Raw genomic sequence first — 24734 nt, forward strand, 5'->3', positions numbered from 1 at the left:
GAAATTGAGACCTTGGTACCATCCCGTGGTAGCGGGGCAACGGCAATATTAGGTTTTCGACCGCGAATAGTGCGAATTACCACCGTCAGCGGCGTACTTGCGGGCCGGATTGCTACCCCTGCGGGCACACCCAAACTGTTCACTTCCATCAGACCCTTGCAAGTATGCGCATTGTAGTGCAGCGAGTTCGGCAGGCCAGTGTTACGGTGGCGGGCCGCGTTACTGGCCAGATTGGTCCTGGCTTGCTGGTGCTGGCCGGTTTTGCCCCCACCGATGCTACCGCAACGCTGGCCTGGATGGCCCGCAAGCTGGTGCAGATGCGCATCTTCTCCGATGAGGAAGGCAAAATGAACCGCTCGGTGCAGGATATTGCGGGCGAGGTACTGGTAGTCAGCCAGTTTACGCTGCTGGCCGATGCCCGCAAGGGCAACCGGCCCAGCTACGTCGGCGCGGCGCCCCCACCGGTTGCTATTCCCTTATATGAAGAGTTTGTGCAGCTGGTTGCCGCCGAGCTGGGCCGCCCCGTGGCAACCGGCGAGTTTGGCGCCGATATGCAGGTAGCCCTGCTCAATGATGGCCCCGTAACGATTGTGCTCGACAAAAACGACGAATAAGCGCGGTATCAGCCTCGGAACCACACCCTCACTTAAATACTCCCGCACCGCTCATGACCATCGACGACGCCCAACACACCGTAGATCAGTGGATTCAGACCACCGGCGTACGGTATTTCAACGAGTTGACCAATCTGGCTATGCTTACCGAGGAAGTAGGCGAGGTAGCCCGCATCATTGCCCGCCAGTACGGGGAGCAGTCGTTTAAAGCATCTGATAAAGACAAAGTACTGGCCGACGAGTTGGCCGACGTGCTGTTCGTTGTAATTTGTCTGGCTAATCAAACGGGTGTTAACCTCACGGAAGCTCTAGAGCGCAACCTGGAGAAAAAAACGCAGCGCGACGCCACCCGCCACCAGCAAAACGAGAAGCTGCGCTAGTCCGCGTAATTGCCCTGAAAGGCGCCAGCCGCAGCGGCTACGTGGCTGCTGCGGCTGGCGCCTTTCAGGGCAGGGGGCTTAGCTTTTCAGGTCGAAGGGATGGGCCACCTGCTCGAAGTCGATGCCGTGGCGCTCAGCCGTTTCCAGCAGGAGCTGGTGCTGCCAGGGGCGCAGCGTGTAGTTGGCACCCTGCTCCACAATATCGGCAATGAGGCGGTTGCTGAGTACCAGGTTGGCCATGATGGGGCTGTGGTCCTCAGCCAGATGGGTTTTCAGCGTTGTCAGCAGGGCTTCCCGGGCATCAGCCAGGGCCGCTTTAGCGCCCGTGAGCCGGCGCCGGAACGGAAAACGCCGCTGCTCGGCCGGCAGGGGCGGCTCAGGTTCCCGGCCCTCTTGGGCCAAGGTTACCAAGCGCTCGGCGAAGGGGCTGCGCTTCAGCTCCGGATGCAGGCCGGGCGCGTTGCGCAGGTGGCCCGTGCTGGTTACGGGCAGGCGGGTCAGCTCGGCTAGTCTATCGTTGCTGGCTACCATGTAGCTGGGCCGGTCAATGTAGCGGGCTACCTCGTCGCGCAGCAGGTACAGGTCCCGGAACAGCGGCAGCTCCTGGGGCTGAATCCGGTACTTGCCGGCCAGGCGCAGGTAGGGCCGCTCGTCGCGGGAGTAGCGGACTTCCTCCAGGGCCTTGTTTTCCTGCTCGGCCCAGGGTGTGCGGCCCAACGCGGCCAGCTTGGCGGCCAGCCGGTCCGTCAGCTCAAACAGGTAAAGCACATCGTTGGCGGCATACTGCTTCTGGGCCTCGGTGAGGGGGCGCTTCAGCCAGTTTGATTTCTGCTCGCCCTTGTCCACTTCCAGGCCTAATTCCTGCTGAATCAGCCGCCCCAGGGAAATATTATTGTCCGCTTCTGCTAAAAGCGTATATTGTACGCTCGTATCAGTAATGGTGCGCACATGAACGCCGTAAAGTTCATCGAGTAGCAGGATATCGGACTTGCAGCTGTGAAATACTTTTTCCACGGCTGGGTCGCGTAGCACCGCCCAGAGGGGTTCCAGTTCCTGCGCCGGGTTGGTAAGGGGTAGGGGGTCGATGAGGAAAACGGTTTCGCCGTCAAATATCTGAATCAGAGCCAGATTACGGCCGTAGCGGTGCCGCATATCGTCAAATTCCAGATCAATGGCTAAACGGGCGCGCTGGTGAAGGGCCTGGGCTGTATGAGCGACAAGATTTCCTTCAGTGATGTACTGAATATCAGGCATTTAACGATAGTAATTCGAGAAGGGAGAAAGGTGGCGGGCTACTACGCTGACCCGACGACAGTTTAGTAAAGGTAGGCAGCCCAAGTTACCAAAACCACTACTTTGCCTGGGGTAAATGGGACTATAGAGTTCGGATTTTATATTGCTAATTGCAATCATCTTACTTCCAATCCGGTCCGCCTCCGGGCAATTAGTACTATGCATGCCGAATAAATGCATGTACCTTGCATTCTTACCCGCACTTGCCGGCGCAGCGGACCGGCTTTTTTTCACTCTAATCGGCCTCAAGGAGGGCCAGGTTGTATGAAACAAAATTTTCTCATTCCACTGGCATGTGGCGTGCTGGTAGCTACTTCGGCTACGGCACAAACGCGCACGGTGAGTGGACGCGTAACGGATGCCAGCGGCTCAGCGTTGCCGGGCGTAACCGTGCTCGAACGGGGCACTACCAATGGCACGAGCACCGGCGCCGATGGTAGCTTCTCGCTGTCAGTGCAGCCCGGGGCCACGCTGGTGCTGAGCTCCATCGGATTTGAAACGCAGAACGTAGTAGTAGGCGACCGTACGTCGGTAGCCATATCACTGAAAAGCAGCGCCACCGAGCTGGGCGAAGCGGTAGTAGTAGGCTACGGCACGCAAACCAAAGCCGACGTAACCGGCTCGGTTACGCAGCTCAGCGCCAAAGACGTTGAAAACGTACCGACCGTAAGCTTCGAGCAGGCCATTCAGGGCCGGGCGCCGGGCGTGCAGATCAACCAGAGCTCCGGTAAGCTCGGGGCCGGGGTGCAGATCCGGGTGCGGGGCTCTTCGTCGGTGACGGCTTCCAACCAGCCGCTGTACGTAATTGACGGAATTCCCGTGACCTCGCAGGACGTAGGCTCCGATACCGAGCCGCTGAACCCGCTGGCCGACCTGAACCCGAACGATATTGCGTCGATTACCATTCTGAAGGACGCTGCTTCGTCGGCCATCTACGGTTCGCGCGCTTCCAACGGGGTAGTACTCGTGACGACCAAGCAGGGGCGCCAGGGCAAGACCAAGGTGAACGTGGGCTACTACGTGGGTACCAGCGAAACCACCCGTCGCCGTAAGTTCCTCAATGCCGAGCAGTACAAGGAGCTGTTTGCCGAAGCCGCCACGAACGAAGGGTACGACCCCGCCGAGCAGTTCGCCGACAACGGCCTCGACTTCAACTCGGACGTGGACCAGAGCTGGAGCGACGAGCCCTTCCAGCGCGGTAAAGTATCGCAGTACGACTTCAACGTGAGCGGTGGCGACGCGAAAACGCGCTTCTACCTGAGCACGACCTACAACGACCAGACCGGTATTATTATCGGCAACCGGTACCGCCGTGGTAGCGCCCGCATCAACCTCGACCACTCGATTTCTGAGAAGCTGAAGGTGGGCTTCAACCTGTCGCTGACTCGTTCGGTGAACGACCGTACGCCCAACGACAACGCCTTCTCGAACCCGGTGCAGCTGAACGCGCTGCCTCCCATTCAGCCCAAAATCGACCCGACTACCGGGCAGCTGAATAAAAACACGCTCTACTACAACAACCTGCAGGATCTGGAAAACGGCCGCAACCGGTCGGGTACCTACCGCTCGTTCAGCAACGTGAACCTGCAGTACCAGCCCCTGCAGGGCCTGACGCTGCGCACGGAAGCTGGTGCCGACTTCCTGAACCTGAATGAAGAACTGTACCGCGCCGCCGGTACCCAGGATGGGGGCAACACCGGCTACGGTTTCAGCAACCAGGTGCAGGTAATCAACTACACCACCAACAACACCGCTACCTACCTCAAAACCATCGGCGAAGACCACAGCATTGAAGCGCTGGCCGGCTTCTCGTTCCAGCGCTCCGACGCGCAGGCTACGTCCGCCGAAGGCCGGGGCTTCCCGAATACAGAGTTCACTAAAGTAGCGAGTGCCGCTATCAAAACGGCTGGTTCGAGCTCTGATCGGGATGGGTTCTCCTTCGTATCGTACTTCGGCCGCGTGAACTACGCCTTCCGCAACCGCTACCTGATTTCCGGTAGTGTGCGCCGCGACGGCTCTTCGCGCTTCGGGGCCAACAACAAGTACGGTACCTTCGGGGCCGGCTCCGTGGGCTGGGTTATCACGGAGGAAAGCTTCCTGAAGGACAACCGCTTCCTGAACTTCCTGAAGCTGCGCGCCAGCTACGGTCTGACGGGTAACGCCGAAATCGGCAACTTCGCCTCCCGCAGCCTCTTTGGCTCGCTGCCCTACGCCGACCAGGCGGGCATTGCGCCCGGCACCGTGCTGGGTAACCCCGACCTGACGTGGGAAAGCACCGCTCAGGCCGACCTGGGTCTGGAGTTCGGTTTCTTCGACAACCGCATTTCGGGTGAGGTGGACGTGTACGAGAAGAAAACCACCGACCTGCTGCTGAGCCGGCCGCTGCGCTACTCGGGCGGCTACACCAGCGTAACCGAGAACATCGGCTCGCTGCGCAACCGGGGTCTGGAAATCTCGCTGAACACGCGCAACATCGACAAGGAGTTCAAGTGGAATACCAACTTCAACATCTCCTTCAACCGCAACAAGGTTACCTCGCTGGCGGCCCCTATTCAGAGCCAGTACCTGGGTAGCGTACGCGAAGGGCAGCCGATTGGTATCTTCTACGGCCGCAAATATGCTGGCGTGGACCCGGCCAACGGGGATGCCCTCTACTACACGGCCGAAGGAACTACTACCAACAACCCCACGTTGGCGTCTTTGCAGATTGTGGGCAACCCGAACCCCGATTATCAGGGTGGTATCACGAACACCTTCTCGTTCAAAGGCTTTGATTTGAGCGCGCTGGGCCAGTTTACTTACGGCAACGACCTGTACAACGCGGCGGGTATTTACCAGTCGGTGAACGGCGACTACTTCGACAACCAGACGGTTGACCAGCTGCGGCGCTGGCAGAAGCCCGGCGACATTACTGACGTGCCTCAGGCGCGTCTGTACGCCGCCAACGGCACGCAGGTATCGTCGCGCTGGGTAACCAGTGGCTCGTTCTTCCGGGTGAAGAATATCACGCTGGGCTATACCCTGCCGACTGAGCTGGTGAAGCGGGGCCGCATGTCGTCGGTGCGGGTGTACGTGCTGGTGCAGAACCTGGCCACCATCACCAACTACGACGGCTATGACCCCGAGGTAAACACGGCCGCCTTTGGTGCAGCCAACTACCTCATCGGTCACGACTTCTACACGCCCCCGCTGGCGAAAACCTTCCAGGCGGGCATCAACGTGGGTTTCTAACGCTCTAGATCAACTTTCTGATGAAATCGATATTTTCTCGTTCTGCTTACCTGCTCGCCCTGGGGCTCAGCCTGAGCCTGACGGCGTGCGACAAACAGCTGGACATTGACCCGTTTCAGTCCGTAGATGCCAGCACGGCTCTGGACTCGGAAACGAAGGTAGGTAGCGCCGTGGTGGGTATGTACGCCCGCCTCGACAGCCCCAACCTGTACGGTACGGACCTGATTCTGGTGCCCGAGCTGCTGGCTCCCGACAACTACATCGGCTTCCAGGGCACCTTCACCAACTACCGGCAGCTGGCCCTGCGCACTACCAACGCCCAGAACACCTCGGCCGAAGCCATCTGGCGCACGGCTTACCAGGCCATCAACCAGGCTAACCTGGTTATCGAGGCCCTGCCGGTGGTAGCAACGGCCGATCTGAAGTCGCAGTATGAAGGGGAAGCCCGCTTCATCCGGGCCGATATGTACTTCGAACTGGTGCGCCTGTACGCCAAGCAGTACGAGCCCGGCGGCGCTAACACGCAGCCAGGGGTACCCATCAGCCTCACGGCGGTAAGAACCGTGGAGGGAGCCTCTACCACCCAGGCCCGTAACACGGTGGCCGAGGTGTACAATCAGGTTATTACTGATCTGACCGAAGCTATTGAACTGCTGCCGGATGATAACGGCACCCGTGCCTCCAGCTATACGGCTAAGGCCCTGCTGGCGCGCGTGTACCTGCAACAGAGCCGCTTTGTCGAGGCGGGCGCCCTGGCCGACGACGTAATCAAGAACAGCGGCAAATCCCTCTCGCCCACGCTGCAGTCGGTATTTACCAACCGCAACTCTTCGGAAACCCTGCTGGAAATTCAGCAGAACGACCAGAACAATGCGGGGGCTTCCAACAGCGGTCTGGCTACCTTGTTTGCCAGCATCGGGCAGTTGGGCCGCGGCGACGTGCGCGTGCTACCGGCCTTTGCTAACCTTTACGAGGCCACGGATGCCCGCGGCACGGCTCAGTTGCTATACGTAGGCACGGGCGCCCGCCCAGGCAGCCTGCGCACGGGCAAATACACCACCTACGGCCAGAACATACCGGTAATCCGGCTGGCGGAAATGTACCTGATTCGGGCGGAAACTTCATTCCGGGCCAATAACGCGGCTGCGGCCCTGGCCGACATCAACCGCATTCGGACCCGCTCGGGCGCTACCCCCCTCACGGCGGCGCAGCTTTCCCTGGCTACCATCCTGCGGGAGCGGCAGCTGGAGCTGGCCTTTGAGGGCTTCCGCATCCATGACCTGAAGCGGACGAACACAGACATCTTTGTTCCGGCGTCGGGCACCAACCCGGCTACCACCATTCCCATTACCAGCAACATTCTGGTGCTGCCCATTCCGTTCCGGGAGCTGAACGTGAACACGGCCCTGGTGCAGAACCCGGGCTACTAGCCTGCTGGTTAGCCACCCGGTAAGATAAAAGGCCGCAACGCTGAGCGTTGCGGCCTTTTTATGTTGTTGGGGTAGGAACAAGCCACCCTATTGGTCATCGTCGTCCTCTTCCTGCAAATGGCTGAAGTCAAGGGTGGGGGCCAGCCGGAGGGCCTCCCGGATTACGTCATCCATGAGGGGCTGGGAGTCGGCGTCGAGGGCGCGCTCAAACAGGTGGAGCAGCTGTTCGCCTTCCTCATTGACGTAGAGGTTGGTGTAGAGGCGTTCGAACACGTTGGCTTCTTTGGTGATGGTAGCATCAATGGCCGCCACGGAAGTTGCCTTAAGGGCCCGGTGCAACACCTCCATAACCCGGCGGCTTTCCTCCAGGTCGCCGAGGTCGGTGAGCAGCTTCATCAGGGCCAGGGCTACCCCCAGGCGTACCCGCTCGAAGCGGAAAGGCAGGTCCTCAGGGTCGGCTTCCTCGAAGGTACGGTAAGCCGCCAGCGTGGTAGTCGGCAGGTAGTGAGCAGCATCGGGAGCGGCAGGAAAGGCTAGCTGCAGCAGCCGCTGATAGGGAGGAACAAGCATACAAGGCAGAAAAACGCCCGGGCCCGATTGAAAGCCAGGGCAAACTATAATCGGGACTGAACGTAACCCCACCATGCAAAGGTACGATTGTGTATTTTGGCACGGGTAGCGCGGCGCACCTACCGCGCTACCGGCTTTCCCACTCCTAAACTCCTTCGCATGGCCATGACCCACAGAGACAAATGGTTGGTATTTGCCCCCGCCGGGCTGGTAACGGTTGGCCTGGGCACCTGTCTGGTGCAATGGGCCGCCGATAAAAAGCGCAACGGCCACTCTACCTCAGAGTGGGTAGCGGCCGGCACGGCGGCCCTGGTTGTCTTCAACGCCGGCCTTAGCCTGTTTGGGCGGGGCGTGGCCGAGAGTGTGCTCTACCAACTCAAAGAAAAGCCCCGCGAAATGGATTACGGCAACGTAGGCCGGCTGTAGCAACTTAGATAGCGAAGTTGCTGGGACTACCCTTCCTGAAGGGTAGTTCCAGCCGAGGCTTACCCGAAACCGCCTACCCCTCCCTCACCGCTCAAAGCCCCAACGGGCCGGCACTACTCGTTTAACCAGTAGTGCCGGCCCGTTGGGGCTTTGAGGATCTATATCGGGGCTTGCTACCGACGCAACGCTTCGTTGGGCTACCCCTCCGGAATCAATGAACCGGTGAACTGCTCCTGGTCGCTACCTCACCGCTTACAGCACCCGCACTTTTAGCTGGGAGGCGTGCTGCGGAGAATGATAGAGGCGGTGGGTTGCGGCCTGGAAGTCTTTTTCATTGGCCTCAAAGATATTAGGCACGAAGGTCTGAGGGTTGCGGTCTACGAGCGGAAACCAGCTGCTTTGTACCTGTACCATCAGGCGGTGGCCTTTGCGGAAGGTGTGGCAGAGGTCTTGCACGGTAAACGGCACAGCCGTTACCTGGCCCGGCACGAAGGCTTCCGGCTTGCTGAAGCTATTGCGGAAGCGCCCGCGCATCACCTCCGAGCGCACCATTTGCTGGTAGCCGCCCAGCTTCACGGCCGGGTTCAGGCTGGGGTTGTTAGGCGTGTTGTCGGGGTACACATCAATAATTTTGACTACCCAGTCGGCATCAGTTCCGGTGGTGGCTACCTGCAGCAAGGCCTCAATGGGGCCGGCCAGCGTCAGGTCATCGGTGAGCACATCGGTTTGATAAGTGAGCACATCGGGGCGGCGCGAGGCAAAGCGCTGGTCGTCGGTCATGTACTCGCGGGTCATGCCGGTGGCCGTAGCCTCGGTGAAGGGTACTGGGTGGGCCGGGTCGCTAAGGTACTGGTCGAACTCGGGGCCGGCGGCTGCCTGCTCGAAGCCGATTTTGCCGTTGGCCTGGAAAAACAAGGTACGCTCCTGCGCTTCTTTTGGCGGCCAGGTGGCAAACGTGCGCCAGCGGTTAGTGCCTCCCTCAAAAATGGTGGCTTCCGGAGTAGCGGCTGGCTTGCCATCCTTCAGATACGATTTGAAAAAGGGCGCCTCAATTTCCTTTTGGTAGTACAGGGAAGGTGATTCGCCGTAGGCCACGTTGCCCACCATTTCGCCGGTGCCGCGCGCCCAGCCCCCGTGCACCCAGGGGCCCATCACGAGGCCATTGCGCTGACCGGGGTTCTGCTTTTCAATGGTTTCATAAATCTTCAGAGCCCCGAAGAGGTCCTCGGCATCGTTGAAGCCGCCCACGGTGAGCACGGCCGTATTCTTGTTGAGGTTTTTGAGGTGAGGCCGCAGGTTGCGGGCCTGCCAGAACTCGTCGTAGTTGGGGTGTTGCGTCAGGTCGTTCCAGAAAGCTACCTGCCCTTTGTAATAGCGGGCATCGGCGTTTTTGAGCGGCCCCATTCGCATGAAAAAGTCGTAGCCATCGGGGGTGCCGTGCTGGAAGGCCGGGTTGCCGGTGGGGGTAGGCTGGGGGCGCGGCAGCCCGAACGAGGCCAGAAAGTTGAAGGCATGCGGCAGGAAAAAGGCCCCGTTGTGGTGAAAATCGTCCCAGAACCAGTCGGCAATAGGGGCTTGGGGCGAGGAGGCCTTCAGGGCCGGGTGCCGGCTGAGCAGGCCCGCGGCGGTATAGTAGCCGGGGTAGCTGATGCCCCACTGGCCTACCCGCCCGTTGTTCTTAGGTCCTTTTTTCAGCAGCCACTCAATGGTGTCGTACGTATCGGTGCCCTCGTCGGTGTCGGTTTTGCTCTGGTACGAGGTTTTAGCCGGCCGCACATCCACAAACTGCCCCTCCGACATGTAGCGGCCCCGCACATCCTGGTAAGCAAAAATGTAGCCCTCGTGCAGCATAGTGCTGCTGGGCCCCAGGTTTTTCTTGTACTTGCCCGGCCCGTAGGGCCCCACCGCGTAGGGCGTGCGGTTGAGCATGATGGGGTACTTTACCTTATCGGCATCCTTGGGCGCGTACACGATGGTGTAGAGCTTTACCCCGTCGCGCATCGGAATCTGATACTCAAACTTGTTGTAGTGCTGCTGAATGTAGAGCGTGTCGGCCAGCACCACAGCCAGCTGCCGCTTGTCGGCCTCGGAGGGCAGCGGGTACGATACCGGAGTCTGGGCCTGGGCGGCACTGGCGGCGGCAACGAGCAGGGCGACCAGCAGGGCCCGGGGTGGGGTAGGGGTAGGCATACGGATGAAGGGGTAGGAAGGTGAAACAGGTAGCAGAGTAGTGGGTAAGGTAAGCAAGTGCCCGCTGGGATGCCAGCAGGCAGCACCGCAGCGCCGGAGCATGGCATCTTTTTCCGGCGCGGACGGTCAGATTCTGTTTTCTTTGGCTACCAAACCTTTCCTTAACCTCGCCGGCCTCTGCCGGTGCTACCCCGTACCCCTGTGCTTAACTCCCGATTACGAGCGGCTTGCCTCTGGCTGCTCTGCCTGCTGCTCAGTCCGCAGGTGTTTGCCCAAACTCCCGGCGCTGCCGAAGGGGCTTTGCTTACCCCCCGTCAGTTTCTGGGCTACGAGCTGGGTACCCGCTTTACTCCGCACGCTGAACTGCTGCGCTACGTGGAGCATGTGGTGCAGCACAGCCCTGGCCGCATGCAGCAGCAGCGCTACGGTCGCACCTACGAGAACCGCCCGCTGGAGCTGGTGTACGTGGCTACCCCCGATAACCTGAGCCGCCTCGACGACATTCGGCGCAACAACCTGCGCCTGGCGGGCCTGGAAAGCGGGGCCGCCCAGCGTCAGCAGCCGGCCGTGGTGTGGCTGAGCTACAACGTGCACGGCAACGAAGCCGTGTCGTCGGAGGCCGTGATGCAGGTGCTGTATGACCTGGCCAACCCCCAGAACCAGCAGATGCAGCAGTGGCTCCAGAACCTGGTGGTTATCGTGGACCCCTGCGTGAACCCCGACGGCCGCGACCGGTATGCGCAGTGGTACAACCGCGTGGCTAACCAGCAGCCCAACTCCTCGCCCCTGAGCTGGGAGCACCACGAGCCCTGGCCCGGGGGGCGCTATAACCATTACTACTTCGACCTGAACCGCGACTGGGCCTGGCAAACCCAGCAGGAAAGCCGCCAGCGCATAGCCGTGTACAACCAGTGGCTGCCCCAGGTGCACGCCGATTTCCACGAGATGGGCCCTAATAACCCGTACTACTTCTCGCCGGCGGCCAAACCCTTCCATGCCGACCTCACGGAATGGCAGCGCAAGTTTCAGAACATCATCGGCGACTACAACCGCAAAGTGTTTGATAAGAACAACTGGCTTTACTTCACCCGCGAAACCTACGACCTGTTTGCGCCCTTCTACGGCGACACCTGGCCTTCCTTCAACGGGGCCATCGGCATGACGTATGAGCAGGGTGGGGGTAGTCCGGCCGGCATCAGCTACACCAAAGCCGACGGCGACACGCTCACCCTGGCCCAGCGTATTGCCCACCACCACGCCACGAGTCTGGCGACCATTCAGGCCGCCGCCGACCGCCACGACGAGCTGGTTCGGGAGTTTCAGAAGTTCTACCTCGATGCCCGCAACAAGCCCCGCGGCGAGTATAAGTCCTTTGTGGTGGCGGGCACGGCGGATGCCGGCCAGGTGCGCGCCCTCACCCAGTACCTCGACCGCCAGCGAATCAGCTACGGCTACGCCGCCAAGCGCAGCAAGCAGCGCGCCTACAGCTACGCTGCGGGTCAGACGGAAACCGTGCAGATTGAGCCCCGCGACCTGGTAGTGAGCATGTACCAGCCCAAATCAACGTTGGTGAAGGTGCTGTTCGAGCCCCAGGCAGCCCTGGAAGACTCTCTGACGTACGACCTCACGGCGTGGTCGTTGCCGTACGCCTTCGGGCTGAAAGCCTACGCCCTGAAAGGCACCGTGGAAGCCAACAGCGCAGCCCCCGTCAAACCTGCTACCCCCCCCCTACCGGCCAACCCTCCCTACGCCTACGTGGCCCGGTGGAACAGCCTGCCCGATGTGCGCTTCCTGGGGCGCTTACAGCAGTTGGGCGTGAAGGTGCGCGTGGCCGATGAGCCGTTTGAAACGGAAGGCCAGCAGTACCAGCGTGGCACCCTGATTATTCCGCGAACCGGTAACGAACGGCTCGGGGCCCGCCTCGATCAGCTGGTGCGCGCCCAGGCCGACTCGGCCGGGGTGCAGGTACAGGCCGTGCAGTCGGGCCTCTCGACCAGTGGCGGCGACCTGGGCTCCCGGTCGGTGCGCCCCCTGCAGCAACCCAAGGTGGCTATTCTGGCCGGTCCGGGCGTCGATGCTACGGCCTTCGGGGAGGTGTGGCACTTCTTCGAGCAGCAAATCAGCTACCCCGTATCGGTGCTGGGAACGGATTATTTCAGTAGCGTGCCCCTGGCCGAGTTCGACGTGCTGATTCTGCCCGATGGGCGCTACGACAACATTCTGACGGAACGCAGCCTGGAGAACGTGAAATCGTGGGTGCGGGCGGGCGGCCGGCTGATTGCCCTCGAAGGTGCTACCCGCTTTCTGGCCGATAAGAAAGACTTTCTGCTGAAAGCCAAGCCCACTGATAGCGCCACTGCCAAGAAGCCTAACCCTTACGCCGCCCTGCGCCGTTACGCTGATGCCGAGCGGGAGCAGATTGCCGAGCGGGTGCAGGGTAGCGTGTACCGCGTGCAGCTCGACAATACCCATCCGCTGGCCTTTGGCTACGGCAGCACCTACTACGCCTTGCTGCGCGATACGCCCAACTACCGCTTCATACCCCAGGGTGGCTGGAACGTGGGCGTGCTCAAGAAAAATGGCTACGCGGCCGGCTTCACCGGACGAAAAGCCCAGCGCGCCCTCTCCGACAGCTTTGTACTGGGAACCCAGGACCTGGGCCGCGGGCAGGTAGTGTACCTAGCCGATAACCCGCTTTTCCGGGCCTTCTGGCAAGGTGGCAAACTGCTGTTTGGCAACGCTGTGTTTATGGTAGGCCAGTAAGCGGATCCTACCCCGTAAACGCAACAATGCCCCGTCGGTAGTACCGACGGGGCGTTGTTGCGTTTACGAGAAGCAAAATAGATTAATCTACTATGTCCTCGGCCTTATTTTTTACAGCTTTAGCGCCCTTTTTTACGGCCTTGCCGGTTTTCTTGGCGCCTTTCTCAACCACGTTGCCGGTCTTTCTACCCGCCGATTTTACGTCCTGTTTTGTGTTGTAGGCTTTCTGGCCGGCTTTGGTGCGGCCGGAGCGGGCTTCTACTTTCACGGTGCCGTTGTCACGCTCTTCAACGGTGGTTTTTGCACCGGTAGCGTCGTCGCGGACGGTGGTTTTGTCGCCCTGGGCGAAGGCGGCCGTCGAGAAAAGCGCGGCGGCAGCCAGCATTACTATCTTTTTCATGAGGAGAGTCTGCGTTGGTAAATAGATTATGAGTCCTTATACGGTATGCTGAAAATTGGTTGTGAAATGCCAACTTGCGGCAGGTCTCACTGTGTGCTCCGGCAGCACTAGCTCGTCGGCATCTCGAGGATAGGTAGCAACCGAGGTTACACATTCCTGTCTGTCATCTGACTCGATTCCGGTATGATATTCCTTTGTGACTTGTAAATATTTGCAAATCAATATTGTAGATGGTCTTGCTTTATAATATTGAGTGGGGTGTAATAAGTAAAGCATACGTAGCTTTACTTACTTTCATAACTTAAAAAACGAGAAGCAGAATTGTTGCAGCAATGAAAAAGCCCCATACGTGGGGCTTTTTCATTGCTGCAACAATTCTGCTTCTCACGGGAAAACACTTTGCCTCGCCCGCCTGCTCAGGGCAACAGCAAGGAAGAGTCGCCGTAGCTCAGGAAGCGGTAGTTATGGGCTAGTGCGTGGTCATAAACGCGGCGCCAGTCGGGGCCCAGCAAGGCAGCTACCAGCAGAAGCAGCGTGCTCTCAGGCTGATGAAAGTTGGTAATTAGCCCCCGGATTACCCGAAATTGGTAGCCTGGCGCAATCAGCAGCTGCGTGGTAGCGTGCAGCGTAGCAGAGTTGCGTTCTTCCAGATGGCGCAGTAAAGCCGTGAAAGCATCAGCCGCCGTTACTGCCGGCTGGTCCTGGTAAGGTTGCCATTGGCTTACGTGCCAGCTAGGCTCAGTCTGGGACTCCTGCAGCAGGCGTGCGCCCAGCCAGTAGAGGCTTTCCAGAGTGCGCAGACTGGTAGTGCCAACCGCAATGATAGGCTGCGGCAGATGGTTCAGCAGTTGCCGCAACGTGGCGGCCGTAACGCTGATCGGCTCTCCGTGCATGGGGTGGCCCTCCATGGAGGCCGCCTTAACTGGCTGGAAAGTGCCAGCACCTACGTGCAGAGTTACGTGAGCCGCCGCCACAGACCGGGACCCTAATTCCGCCAGCACTGCATCTGAGAAATGGAGGCCGGCTGTGGGCGCGGCTACCGCCCCTTCGTGGGTGGCATATACCGTTTGGTACCGGACGGCATCGGCGGCCGTATCGGTTCGATTGAGGTAAGGGGGTAAGGGCAAATGGCCGGCGCCCCGCAGCACTTCCGCGAAAGGCAAAGCAGCCGGCTCCCAGCTAAATCGAATCAGGGCGTATCCTTCGCCCTGTTCTACCCGCTCGGCGGTTAGCACGGCGGCTTGGCCTGCCGCTTCAAACTCCAGCGTTACAGCTCCGGTTTTCCAGCGCTTCCCGTTTCCGACCAGGCATTTCCAGACGCAGCTGCCGGTTTGCTGCATGGCGGGCTCAATGGCGCGGTGCGGAGCCACCGGCTCCAGGCAAAACAACTCGACTATTCCGCCCGTGGGCCGCCGGGCAAACAGGCGGGCGCGTACTACCTTGGTATCGTTAAAAACCAACAGGCTGTCCGCCGGGAGCAACGCCGGTACCTCATAAAAATACCGGTCGGAGATGGTACCGGCCTGGTACAGCAATAGCCGGGACTGGTCGCGGTTGGGCAGCGGCTCCGGTGCGATACGCTCCGGGGGCAAGTGGTAAGTGAAGTCGTGAATGGAAAGCTGACGAGGATCGGACGAGGAAAAAGCCATAGCCCGCAAAGATAAAGCGGGGGCGCGTGATGCTTCCTGCCTGACTGCTACAATAGGTAGCGCGCTCCGGAGAGAGCCAGCGCCAGCTATTTCTGGAAGAACAGCAAGTGCTGCTGAGGCAGGGTCTCCACTGAGTCGGTGAGGCGCAGGCCAATGGCAGCCATTTCGCGGCGAGCCTGCGCCACGCTCATTTTGTGAATGCGCTTGATGGGCACGTTCGGGTCCTCGGCACGGTACTCAACCAAGGCTACCCGCCCAGTTGGAGTAAGCGAATTCCGGACGGCGCGCATCATTTCCCGGGGATGGTCAAACTCATGGTAGGCATCTACAATAAGCACCAAATCCACTCCCCGCTCGGGCAGGTTGGGATTTCGAGTGGTACCCCGCACGGGAATAACGTTGTGGATGTGCCGCTTCTCGGCTGTTTCGCGGAGGGAGGCCAGCATTTCGGGCTGAATATCTACGGCCAGCACTTTGCCTTTGGGCACCAATGGACTCATCCGGAAAGAGAAAAACCCTGTGCCGGCCCCAATATCTGCTACCACATCGGTGGGTTTGAGCTTCAGTTCGCGTAGCAGAATGTCAGTGCCTTCCTCCTGTTGGCGGTCAGCGCGCTCAAGCCAGCTGGCCCCCTCATGCCCCATCACGTGGGCAATCTGGCGGCCCATGTAGTAGGTGCTGATGCCGTTGGGGTCCTGGGGGGCGCGCCGCTCGTAGCCGCTGGTATCGGGCAGAACCTGTCGGCGCTGCTCCACCAGCTGGGCGGCAGTGCTTTCAGTGAGCGGCTGCGTGCAGGCCAAAGGCCCGAGAAGCAAACCGGTTGCTGCGCATAGCAGCAAATACTTTGGATGGAACGGCATATGCACGGGTGCAAATAAACAGCGCGACGATAACATCTGTCCAGCCCGAACCGTTCGGTGGGATGAAGCAACAAAAAAATAACCCTTCGCTAAGTGCCTGCGTAGCCGCAAGGAAGCAGCTGTACGGGCAGCTGCCCGCCGGGAATATATCCTGTTTTTTATTTTCATTCTTTAATTTCGCCCGTACAAGTCCCCAATTGCACACCATTCACCCTAACTTCTTTTCCTCTATGAAACACCTGTCCGGAATTCTGCACAAGCTTACGGCTGTGGCGGCTGTAGCAGTAGCCCTAACCAGCTGCAACCGCGCCGAGTACGCGATGCTCCCCAAAACGTCATCGGCTTACCACGGTGCCCAGCGGGGCGTAGTGGTAGCACCAGCTCCAGCAACGGCCGTTGCTCCGGAAGCTACCGCACCAGTGGCTTCAGAAGCTGTAGTAGCAGCAGAGGCACCGGCCGCCAGCAGCGCCACCCCAGCAAAGCAAGCTCCGGTAGCCGAGCGCCAGGCTGTAGCCAGCGCCCCGGCCAAAGCGGCAGCTCCGGCTAAAGCAGCCACCGCTCCCAAGCTGAACTTGGCGCAGAAGGCGTTGGTAGCCAAGCTGGCTAAGAAAGCCGACAAACTGGCTGCGAAGGCACAGGTAAACAAAAAGTCGGAAACGGCTGCCAAGGAAGATGCCAATGCCATCAGCCGCAACATCAAGCTCGGCATTATTCTGCTGCTGATCGGTATTCTGGTAGGGCTTATCATTCCTATTCTGGGTACTGTAATTGCCATCATCGGTATTGTGTTCATCGTACTGGGCCTCCTCGACGAGGTATAGTAGGATAGTAACCCGCTTTTCTACACAAAGCCCCAACTGCCAACTGGCGGTTGGGGCTTTTTTTATCCGCCTAAATTCTTGTGCTTAGAGCCAGAACTATCTTCTGCCTATTCATCAAGCTTTATCCTCAAGAATGAAATTTCGGATTGTTGGCCTACTGATAAGTGGGTTGTTAGCGGTAGGATGTCAGTCGGCCCGGGTTCCTGCCGTACTGCCCGCAGTTCAGGAATATGGTCACCAACCTGCTTTCCGAGCCGGGCCTGCTACTACCACTCCAATAGCCGAGCCGCCCCAGTTACTAGCCGATGCTTCTGCTGCTACCAGCGCCCCAGCGCGTAGCCGTAAGCTACCCCCCGCGCCGCCGCTAAAGCCCATCCGGCCCGCTGATGCACAACGCAGGCCGCCTGTTGCCGCACCAGATACGGTATTGGTTCGTGCGACTGCTCAAACAACGGGGCCAGACCCGGAAACCAGCAGGGTAAACATGCTGGGTGGACTGTTTACGGCTGGTGGGCTAATTACTTTTCTGGCTGCCTCTGGCGATTCATCTCCGGGCTGGGACAGTCTTTTGCTGGGCCTAGCTGGCTTAGCTCTGATTCCGGTAGGGATAGCCCTATTACTTTATCAAGGTAAAAACGGCCGACTACGGCTCCGCCGACAGGCCCGGCGAGAAGCCCGCCGGGCTGCCAAAAACCCTGGCGGGAATTCAGAAGCGCCGGTTGTTACCCCTCCCGTGAAAGGCAACCCTCATATGCGCAAAGTGGGCTCTATTCTGCTGCTGATAAGCGCGGCGCTGCTGCTGACCGGGGCCTTATTGGGAGGAGGATACGCACTAATCTTTCTTGGACTTCCAGGCCTCATTCTTGGTATATCAGGCCTGGTTGCTGTAGTCGCATCCTTGTAGCACGTCAAACCTGCTACCCCAACTTCTACATCGGGTCCACGTCGGCGGCGATGCGCACCTGCTTGAACTCCTTCTGGTCGCGCACCAAGTTGATGGCCTCCAGAATATCGGCTTTGGCGGCGCGCAGCACAGTATGCTCCCGGCTGAGCTTAATGGTAATTTCCTGGAGGTAGAAGTTGCGGATGCGGAAGATGTAGGGCGCTTCGGGGCCCAGCACGGCCTCGCGGCCCAGGCGGTCCACTAATTCCTGCGTGAGCAGAATCGCGGCCCGTTCGCCCACCACGGCGTCCATATGCTTTACGGTAAGCCGGATAATGCGCATGAATGGGGGGTAGCCATGCTCGCGCCGCTGCAGAATCTCGTACTCGTAAAACTCCAGGTAGTCGTTGCGGATTACCTTATCGAAAATTACCTGCTGCGGGTCGCCCGTCTGGATGATGACGCGGCCCTTCTTGCCCTTGCGGCCCGCCCGCCCGCTTACCTGCACGAACATCTGGAAGGCCCGCTCGTGGGCCCGGAAGTCGGGGTAGTGGATAATGGAGTCGGCATTGATAATGCCTACCAGGCTTACGTTGGCAAAGTCGAGGCCCTTGGTCACCATCTGGGTACCCACCAGCACGTTGGTATTCTGCTTCTCGAAGTCAGAAATAATCTGCTGATAGGCGTTTTTGGCCCGGGTAGTATCCAGGTCCATGCGCTGCACGTTAGCTTCGGGCAGCATCACCTTCAGGTCGTCCTCCAGCTTTTCGGTGCCGAAGCCCACGGTTTTCACGTTGCGCGAGCCGCAGGCCGGGCACTGCGCGTACATGCGCTCGTGGTAGCCACAGTAGTGGCAGCGCAGCTCGTGGCTGTGCTTATGGTAGCTCAGGCTCACGGCGCAGCTCTTGCACTTCGGAATCCAGCCGCAGTCGAGGCAGTTGATGAAGGGCGCGTAGCCCCGGCGGTTCTGGAACAGAATGACCTGCTCTTTGGCCGCCAGCTTGCCCTCCATGGCCTGCATCAGCTCCGGCGTGAAGTGGTTGTGCATGGTTTTCTGCTCCCGGCTTTTGCGGGTATCTACCAACTCTACCTCGGGCAGGCCCGCTTCCCCAAACCGCTTTGTCAAGGACACCAAGCCGTAGCGGCCGGTGCGCGTCTGGTAGTAAGTTTCCACGGCGGGGGTAGCCGAGCCCAGCAGGGTTTTGGCGCCTTGGAAGTTGGCCATCATCAGGGCCACTTCCCTAGCATTGTAGCGCGGGCTGGGGTCGTACTGCTTGTAGCTCGATTCGTGCTCCTCATCCACAATGGTCAGGGCCAAGTTATCGAAGGGCAGAAACACCGAGGAGCGCACTCCAATCACCACCTGAAACCGCCCCGAGAGTACCCCGTTCCACACTTCTACCCGCTCGTTGTCGGAGAATTTGGAGTGGTACACGCCCAGCCGCGAGCCGAACACGCGCATCAGGCGGGTCACAATCTGGGCGGTTAGGGCAATTTCGGGCAGCAGGTAAAGCACCTGGCCGCCGCCATCCAAAGCCTGCTTAATCAGGTCGATGTAGATTTCGGTTTTGCCCGCGCCCGTTACGCCGTGCAGGAGCACGATGTCCTTCTCCTGAAACTGCCGCATGATATCGTTGCGGGCTTCCTGCTGGGCCTCACTCAGGGTGAAGTGCATCTTGGCTTCGGCATCATCTTCATCTAGCGGAAAGCGCGACACAATCACGTCGAACTGCTCCAGCACGCCGTTTTTGATGAGCGTGTTCACGGCCGAGGGCGAGAGGTGCGGCGCACTGGTCAGGGCCGCCTTCTCCATGCCTTTGTGGTTGGCGTACTCGTTCTGGTACACCGGCACGCGCTGCAGGTAGCGCATCAGCACGTCCAGCTGCTTGCTTTTGCTGGCCAGCTGGGCAAACAGCTGCTCCAGCGCAGCTTCAGCCACCAAATGGTGGGCCAGCCGCACCTTCTTCACCACTTTGGGCGAGTACTTATCCTGCAGATGCTCGAACAGAAACACCACGTCCTTCTGCATCAGGGACTTGATGTACTTATGAAACGAAGCAATACCGAGCAGGTCGCCTACTTCCGTAAACGTCAGGGACTTGCCTTCCTCGCCAGTGCTCAGGGCCTCTACAATCTTCTGTTCCTGCTCGCTGAGGGGGTAGGGATTGTTCTCAGGCTCGAAGGCGGGGTGCAGCTGCACGCGGCTTTCGGAGCTGAGCTTGAGGGCCGAGGGCAGAGCGGCATTGATAACTTCGCCCAGCGTGCAGAGGTAGTAATCGGCCATCCAGCGGAACAGCTTCAGCTGGGGCTGAGTTACTACCGGGGCGTCGTCGATGAACTCCAGAATGTACTTAGCCTGGTACTCCTTAGGCGGATTTTCGTGCACGGCGGCCACAATGCAGCTCAGCGTTTTCTTGGCCCCAAACTGCACAATCACGCGGCCGCCCACTACTACCTGGTCGTTCAGCTCGAACGGGACGCGGTAGGTGTACAGCTTGGGCAGCGGCAGCGGCAGAATCACGTCGGCAAACAGCGTGAGGCGGTCGGCGGCGGATTCCGGCTGGGGCTGGACAAAGTCAAACGTGAGGCTCAAGGGAAAATCAGACTGGAAGCGGAAGGTAAAGATAACACACCCACGGCCGGATCGGTAGCCACCAGTGCATCAAAGCTGGGCCAGGGCCTCGGCTACAGAATGCACCGGCTGCCGGCAGGCCCGGTTAAAGCAGACATAGATGGTGGTCTGCGCGTTCCGGGCAGTTCGGCCTTGCAGCAGGGGTAGGGGGCTAGCCCCCACACTACCAGCTAGTACCGTGTTGGGCAAATACTGTCGGCTAAGCTCCCGGCGAAACTGCTCGGCCTCGGGCCCCACAATGGCAATTTCGGCTGAGGGCCGCAGCCTTGCCGTGTACAGCAGCGCCCAGTTCGCGAGGCTATGCGGTTCCTGTACCACCAGCGCCTGCACCTGCCGGAGCATGGCGCCGGCCAGCTCCTGATATCGGTGGTTTTCCAGGTGCAGGCCCAGCCGGTGCAGGTTGTGCGCCATCACGGAGTTGGAAGCCGGAATAACGTTATCGAACAGCTCCCTTTTGCGAGCAATGAGCGCCTCTCCATTATCAGCTGTGAAATAAAATAATTGTTCTTGTGGGTCCAGGAAATGAGCCAGCACATACTCAGTTAGCTGCTCGGCTTCTCTTAGCCACTCCTCCGCGAAGCTGACTTCATAGAGGCTGATGTAGGCCTGAATCAGCAGGGCATAATCCTCCAGAAAAGCCGGAATGGTCGCACGCCCGTTCTTGTAGTTACGCCGCAGGCCTTCGGATGTCTGAAGCTTTTCGCGCAGGAAACGGGCGTTTTGCAGAGCCAAGTCCAAAAATTGCGGCTCCGTAAAGGCCCGGTAGGCATCCGTCAGGCCCTGCAGGGCCAGGGCATTCCAGCCGGTCAGAATTTTGTCGTCGAGGGCCGGACGGGTACGGGCGTTGCGGGCTGCCAGTAGCTTCTGCTGCCACCGTTCCACCATGGTTTGCAGCTCCGCCGGGGGTAGGGCGTGCTGTTGGGCAAACTCCGCATCGGGGCTGGTGCGGTGCAGAATGTTCAGGCCATGCTCCCAGTTGCCTTCCGGTGTACATGAGTAGTAAGCCGAGGCCAGCGTCGCTTCGTCGCCCAGTGCGGCGTGTAATTCTTCCTGAGTCCAGACGTAAAATCGGCCTTCCTCGCCTTCCGTGTCTGCATCCAGCGAAGAATAGAATCCGCCTTCCGGGCTCAGCAGCTCGCGCTGCAGAAACGCCACGGTATCATACACCACTCGTCGGTAGAGCGGGTCGGCGGTTACCTGAAACGCCTCCGCGTACAAGCTCAGCAGTTGCCCGTTGTCGTAGAGCATTTTCTCGAAGTGGGGAACCAGCCAGGCCTCATCCACCGAGTAGCGGGCGAAGCCTCCGCCCACTTGGTCGTAGAGGCCGCCGTGGGCCATTTGGCGCAGGGTCAGGTTGAGCTGGTTCCGGAGGGTAGGGCTGCCGCTGAGGGCGTGGGCGTGCAGCAGAAAACGCCCGATGCCGGGCATCGGAAACTTCGGCGCCCGGTTCAGTCCGCCTTGCTCCCGGTCGAACTTCGACGCCAGATTGTAGACTAGCAGCTTAAACTCGTCGTCCGACACTCCATCAGCAGCCTCAGCCGGACGGTATTTGTCCAGCTCACTGCGTTGGAGCACCTGCGCAAACTGCTCGGCGGAAGCTTGTAGCTCGCTTCGGTACTCGCCGGCGTACCCGCGCCCGATGCTGGCTAGCAGCTGCAGCCAGTTTTGGGGCGGGAAGTACGTGCCTCCATAGAAGGGCTTGGCTTCAGGGGTTAGAAAGACGTTCAGGGGCCAGCCGCCCTGGACCCCCATGGCGTGCAGCGCTTCCATATACACTTGGTCCACATCGGGACGCTCCTCCCGATCCACCTTGATGCATACAAAGTGAGTATTCATCACGGCGGCCACCTGCGGATTTTCAAACGATTCGCGCTCCATTACGTGGCACCAGTGGCAGGCCGCATACCCAATGCTCACCAATATAGGCTTGTTCTCGGCCTGGGCCCGTTGCCGGGCCTCAGCTCCCCACGGGTACCAATCCACGGGATTACGCGCGTGCTGCAGCAGGTACGGGCTTGATTCCAGCGCCAGACGGTTAGGAGGAGGGTTCATGGATAATGAAGGGGGTAGGAGCTGACGACGCCGATGAATAACTGCTGCCGTTAATGCTTGGTACAAAAGAAAACCCGACCAGCAAGGGTCGGGTTTTCAGATTAGGTAGTTTCAGGCTCTGCAGCATCAGCAGCCGGCTTCCGCCGGGGGGGGCGGGCCCTGCGCTTGGGTGGTTCCGGAGCCGTTGCCGGTTCGGTGGACTGGATGGCTTCGGCCGGAGCAGCTGGCGCTTCGGCCGCTGGCCGCTTCGGAGCCCGTTTGCGGGCCGCTGGGGCGGGTAGAGCGGGCTCGGTAGGAGCTACCTCTGAAGTGGGTGCTTCTGCGGCGGGCGCTTTACGGCGGCTACGGGGCTTTGCAGCGGCTTTTGCGGGCTCAGCTGCCGATTCAGGGGCTGACACTTCAACAGCCGGGGCCATTGCCCCTCCCGGTACTGCAGGCAACTCAGCAGAAGCAAGCTCCGGCTGCTTGCGCCGCGACGGACGCGGGGGCCGATCAGCGGCGGGCTTGCTTCTGCTCGGTCTGCGGCCGGCCGGAACAAGTGTTTCGGGGTTTGCGGCGGCGGCTTCGGGTAGTGCGGGTGGCAGAACAGGTGCCGCTTCCGCCGGAGCTGCCGGTAAGGCGGCTAGGTTCTCGTTGGTTGGTGCTACCTCGGAAGGTGCCAAGGCCTCGGGCATTGGGGCAGACGCCTCTTGCGGAGCAGCAGCCTCGGCAGATGTGTCTTCGGCCGCTGCATACAAGGGTTTGCGGGCATGGCGACCCCCGGCACGGGCAGGACGCTCCTCGCGCCCACCACGGCGCCGATTCCGGTTCCGCCGGGCTGGCTCCTCGGGCGCCGTTTGCTCAGCTTCCACAGCTTCAGTTATGTCCGTTGGGTTTTCCAACGGCTTTGGCGCTACCTCCGGGGTAGGGGCCGCAAACCGGTTGCCCCGTAGTTCAGCTTCCGTAATGTACACCACATCCGGTGCGGGCTCCGGGGTAGCAGGCGCCTGTTCGGGCGCTTCAGGTGCCGGAACCTCCGTTGTAACGCCTTCCTGAGCCGCCGCCTCCGCGGCCAAACGGGCATGCTTGCGCTTGGTGCGCTTGGCCCCGCCTCTCGAACGACGTTTTTTCTTTCTTACCGGCTCTTCACCTTCAACGTCATCCGAATCAGAAAACTCGTCAGTTAGCGAGGCGGTTTCTTCCTCTTCCGTTACCTCTGCCGAATAAGCGTGCTCATACGCCGAATCAGGCGTAATGCTGTTCTCTTCAACGTCTGCGGAATCCTCTGTGGTGGCCTCTTCCGATTCAACTAGCAAACCAGCTCCTCGTCCGACCAGGGTAGCCGCGGCTCCTACTTCTTCCTTATCTGCGGAAATACCGATATCAATGCGTTCCTCATCGTCGTAATCTTCCTCGGGTTCCGGCTCGGTTGGAGCCGGGGGCAGGGGCAAAGCAGCCAGTTCCCGCTCCAGATGTAGCAGTTCCATGCGTACATCGGCTTGGCCGCTGAGCGTGCGCAGCCGCTCCAATGTTCCTTCCAGAAACTGCCGATGCTCGGGCGCCTCCGCGTGGAGTGGTCGGTGCCCCAACGCCTGCCGAATGGTTTCCCACTCTTTCTTGAACCGCCCGAAGGCGGCATCGAAATACGTACGGGTGAAACGCTCCCAAATGTAATTTTCCGCTACCTCCGACGGATGCAGCATATCGGAGCTATAAAACCGATAGTCGCGCAAATCATCCACCAGAAGCTCGTACGCCGGAAAGTACGTGACGTCGGGTAATAAATCACTGAGGTAATGGCACGCCACGCGCAGCATGGACTTGCTGACCGAGTTGAGCACCAACGTTTCCTTGATGTGCCGGACCGGGCTAACCGTCAGGATGAAACGAAGCCTGGGGTTAATTCGCCGCAGATAGGCGTGTGTTTCCGCCACGGCCGCAATAATCTCGTCGGCGGTCAGCAACTCCTTGGTAAACTTTTCGGCCGGTACCTTGTGGCAGTTGCTAATGATTTCGTCGGTTTCGCGGAGCCGGTAGGCGTAGGCGCTGCCCAGCGTCAGCACCACCGCGTCGGCCGTAGCCAGGAATACGCCCGTTTCTCGGGTAAGGGTCTGGATGTGCTGCAGCAACTCAACCGGATTGTTGGCTCCTACCTCTGCGTGCAGGTCATAGCTTTGCCAGCGGCCCCGGGCCTCCACCAAGTGCTGCTGCCAGTCGGTGTCTTCGCCGGCAGCGGCCCGCAGGAGCTTGCAGGCAGAAATAGGGTTGAACACAGTGCCGAAGGGGTTCACCATAGCCGCAACCTTAAAGTCGCGGAGTCGGGACCCAATGGAGTCAGAAAAGCAGGAGCCTAGCGTCAGTACCCGCGCCGAGAGGGGCAGTTGTTGCGGATGGGGCGTAAGCGGTAGTTCAGTACGAAACATTTCGATTAATACGGCCTTTGGCAGGCCAACGGACAGGCAACCTACTCAACATCCCGCGTTCAGCCAAAAAGAACAGGGGCTGCTCGTGGTTTCGCACGCGAAGCAGGGTTTTGAAAAAAGGTAGTTTACAGGCACAAG

Annotated in this window: 16 protein-coding genes; 7 read left to right on the forward strand and 9 right to left on the reverse strand. The window is 59.9% G+C overall.

All coding sequences use genetic code 11. The features are described 5' to 3' along the window. The first annotated feature begins 164 nt into the window (after positions 1–164). Complete coding sequence (gene dtd / locus GGU46_RS04795) at positions 165–614, forward strand: D-aminoacyl-tRNA deacylase (RefSeq protein ID WP_183402389.1); 450 nt, start codon at positions 165–167, stop codon at positions 612–614. 53 nt (positions 615–667) lie between these two features. After that, a complete protein-coding gene (locus GGU46_RS04800) occupies positions 668–994 on the forward strand; it encodes a nucleotide pyrophosphohydrolase (protein WP_183402390.1) in 327 nt (108 codons plus the stop codon). 78 nt (positions 995–1072) lie between these two features. Here the strand turns inward: GGU46_RS04800 and GGU46_RS04805 are convergent, their stop codons facing one another. Continuing rightward, on the reverse strand, positions 1073–2248 hold the full coding sequence (locus GGU46_RS04805; RefSeq protein WP_183402391.1) for a ribonuclease D: 1176 nt from the start codon (positions 2246–2248) through the stop codon (positions 1073–1075). Positions 2249–2551: 303 nt separating this feature from the next. On the opposite strand from GGU46_RS04805, the gene GGU46_RS04810 reads away from it, so the two are divergent. Next, on the forward strand, positions 2552–5518 hold the full coding sequence (locus GGU46_RS04810; protein WP_183402392.1) for a SusC/RagA family TonB-linked outer membrane protein: 2967 nt from the start codon (positions 2552–2554) through the stop codon (positions 5516–5518). A 20-nt stretch (positions 5519–5538) separates the two neighbouring features. Continuing rightward, positions 5539–6948 (forward strand): RagB/SusD family nutrient uptake outer membrane protein, encoded by a 1410-nt coding sequence (locus GGU46_RS04815; RefSeq protein ID WP_183402393.1) that lies wholly within the window; start codon positions 5539–5541, stop codon positions 6946–6948. Positions 6949–7035: 87 nt separating this feature from the next. On the opposite strand, the gene GGU46_RS04820 is transcribed toward GGU46_RS04815, so the two are convergent. Further along, a complete protein-coding gene (locus GGU46_RS04820) occupies positions 7036–7518 on the reverse strand; it encodes a hypothetical protein (protein WP_183402394.1) in 483 nt (160 codons plus the stop codon). 165 nt (positions 7519–7683) lie between these two features. Here GGU46_RS04820 and GGU46_RS04825 point away from each other — a divergent pair, with 165 nt between their 5' ends. After that, positions 7684–7944, forward strand: a complete 261-nt coding sequence (locus GGU46_RS04825) for a hypothetical protein (protein ID WP_183402395.1) — start codon at positions 7684–7686, stop codon at positions 7942–7944. A gap of 252 nt (positions 7945–8196) precedes the next feature. Here the strand turns inward: GGU46_RS04825 and GGU46_RS04830 are convergent, their stop codons facing one another. Further along, positions 8197–10134 (reverse strand): CocE/NonD family hydrolase, encoded by a 1938-nt coding sequence (locus tag GGU46_RS04830; RefSeq protein ID WP_183402396.1) that lies wholly within the window; start codon positions 10132–10134, stop codon positions 8197–8199. A gap of 201 nt (positions 10135–10335) precedes the next feature. Here GGU46_RS04830 and GGU46_RS04835 point away from each other — a divergent pair, with 201 nt between their 5' ends. Beyond that, on the forward strand, positions 10336–12897 hold the full coding sequence (locus GGU46_RS04835) for a M14 family zinc carboxypeptidase (protein WP_183402397.1): 2562 nt from the start codon (positions 10336–10338) through the stop codon (positions 12895–12897). Between the two features lie 82 nt (positions 12898–12979). Here the strand turns inward: GGU46_RS04835 and GGU46_RS04840 are convergent, their stop codons facing one another. The 3 genes from GGU46_RS04840 to GGU46_RS04850 all read right to left on the reverse strand — a co-directional run bounded on the left by GGU46_RS04840 (position 12980) and on the right by GGU46_RS04850 (position 15746). Further along, positions 12980–13297, reverse strand: coding sequence for a hypothetical protein (locus tag GGU46_RS04840; protein WP_183402398.1), 318 nt, complete (start codon positions 13295–13297; stop codon positions 12980–12982). 416 nt (positions 13298–13713) lie between these two features. Further along, entirely contained in the window at positions 13714–14946 is a 1233-nt protein-coding gene (locus tag GGU46_RS04845; RefSeq protein ID WP_183402399.1) for an S-adenosylmethionine:tRNA ribosyltransferase-isomerase, read from the reverse strand. A gap of 86 nt (positions 14947–15032) precedes the next feature. Continuing rightward, positions 15033–15746, reverse strand: a complete 714-nt coding sequence (locus GGU46_RS04850) for a class I SAM-dependent methyltransferase (protein ID WP_246398610.1) — start codon at positions 15744–15746, stop codon at positions 15033–15035. 290 nt (positions 15747–16036) lie between these two features. Between GGU46_RS04850 and GGU46_RS21875 the strand changes: the two genes are divergently transcribed. Next, positions 16037–16627, forward strand: coding sequence for a hypothetical protein (locus GGU46_RS21875; RefSeq protein ID WP_215906253.1), 591 nt, complete (start codon positions 16037–16039; stop codon positions 16625–16627). 929 nt (positions 16628–17556) lie between these two features. On the opposite strand, the gene priA is transcribed toward GGU46_RS21875, so the two are convergent. The 3 genes from priA to GGU46_RS04870 all read right to left on the reverse strand — a co-directional run bounded on the left by priA (position 17557) and on the right by GGU46_RS04870 (position 24596). Further along, the gene (gene priA / locus GGU46_RS04860; RefSeq protein WP_183402401.1) at positions 17557–20103 is read right to left on the reverse strand and encodes a replication restart helicase PriA; all 2547 of its coding nucleotides are present in this window, start codon (positions 20101–20103) and stop codon (positions 17557–17559) included. 69 nt (positions 20104–20172) lie between these two features. Next, positions 20173–22194: a thioredoxin domain-containing protein gene (locus GGU46_RS04865; RefSeq protein WP_183402402.1), complete on the reverse strand. Its 2022-nt coding sequence runs from the start codon at positions 22192–22194 to the stop codon at positions 20173–20175. Positions 22195–22295: 101 nt separating this feature from the next. Beyond that, complete coding sequence (locus tag GGU46_RS04870) at positions 22296–24596, reverse strand: GSCFA domain-containing protein (protein WP_183402403.1); 2301 nt, start codon at positions 24594–24596, stop codon at positions 22296–22298. Positions 24597–24734: the final 138 nt, after the last annotated feature.

The sequence above is a fragment of the Hymenobacter latericoloratus genome (assembly GCF_014199535.1).
GTDB classification, from domain to species: Bacteria; Bacteroidota; Bacteroidia; order Cytophagales; family Hymenobacteraceae; genus Hymenobacter; species Hymenobacter latericoloratus.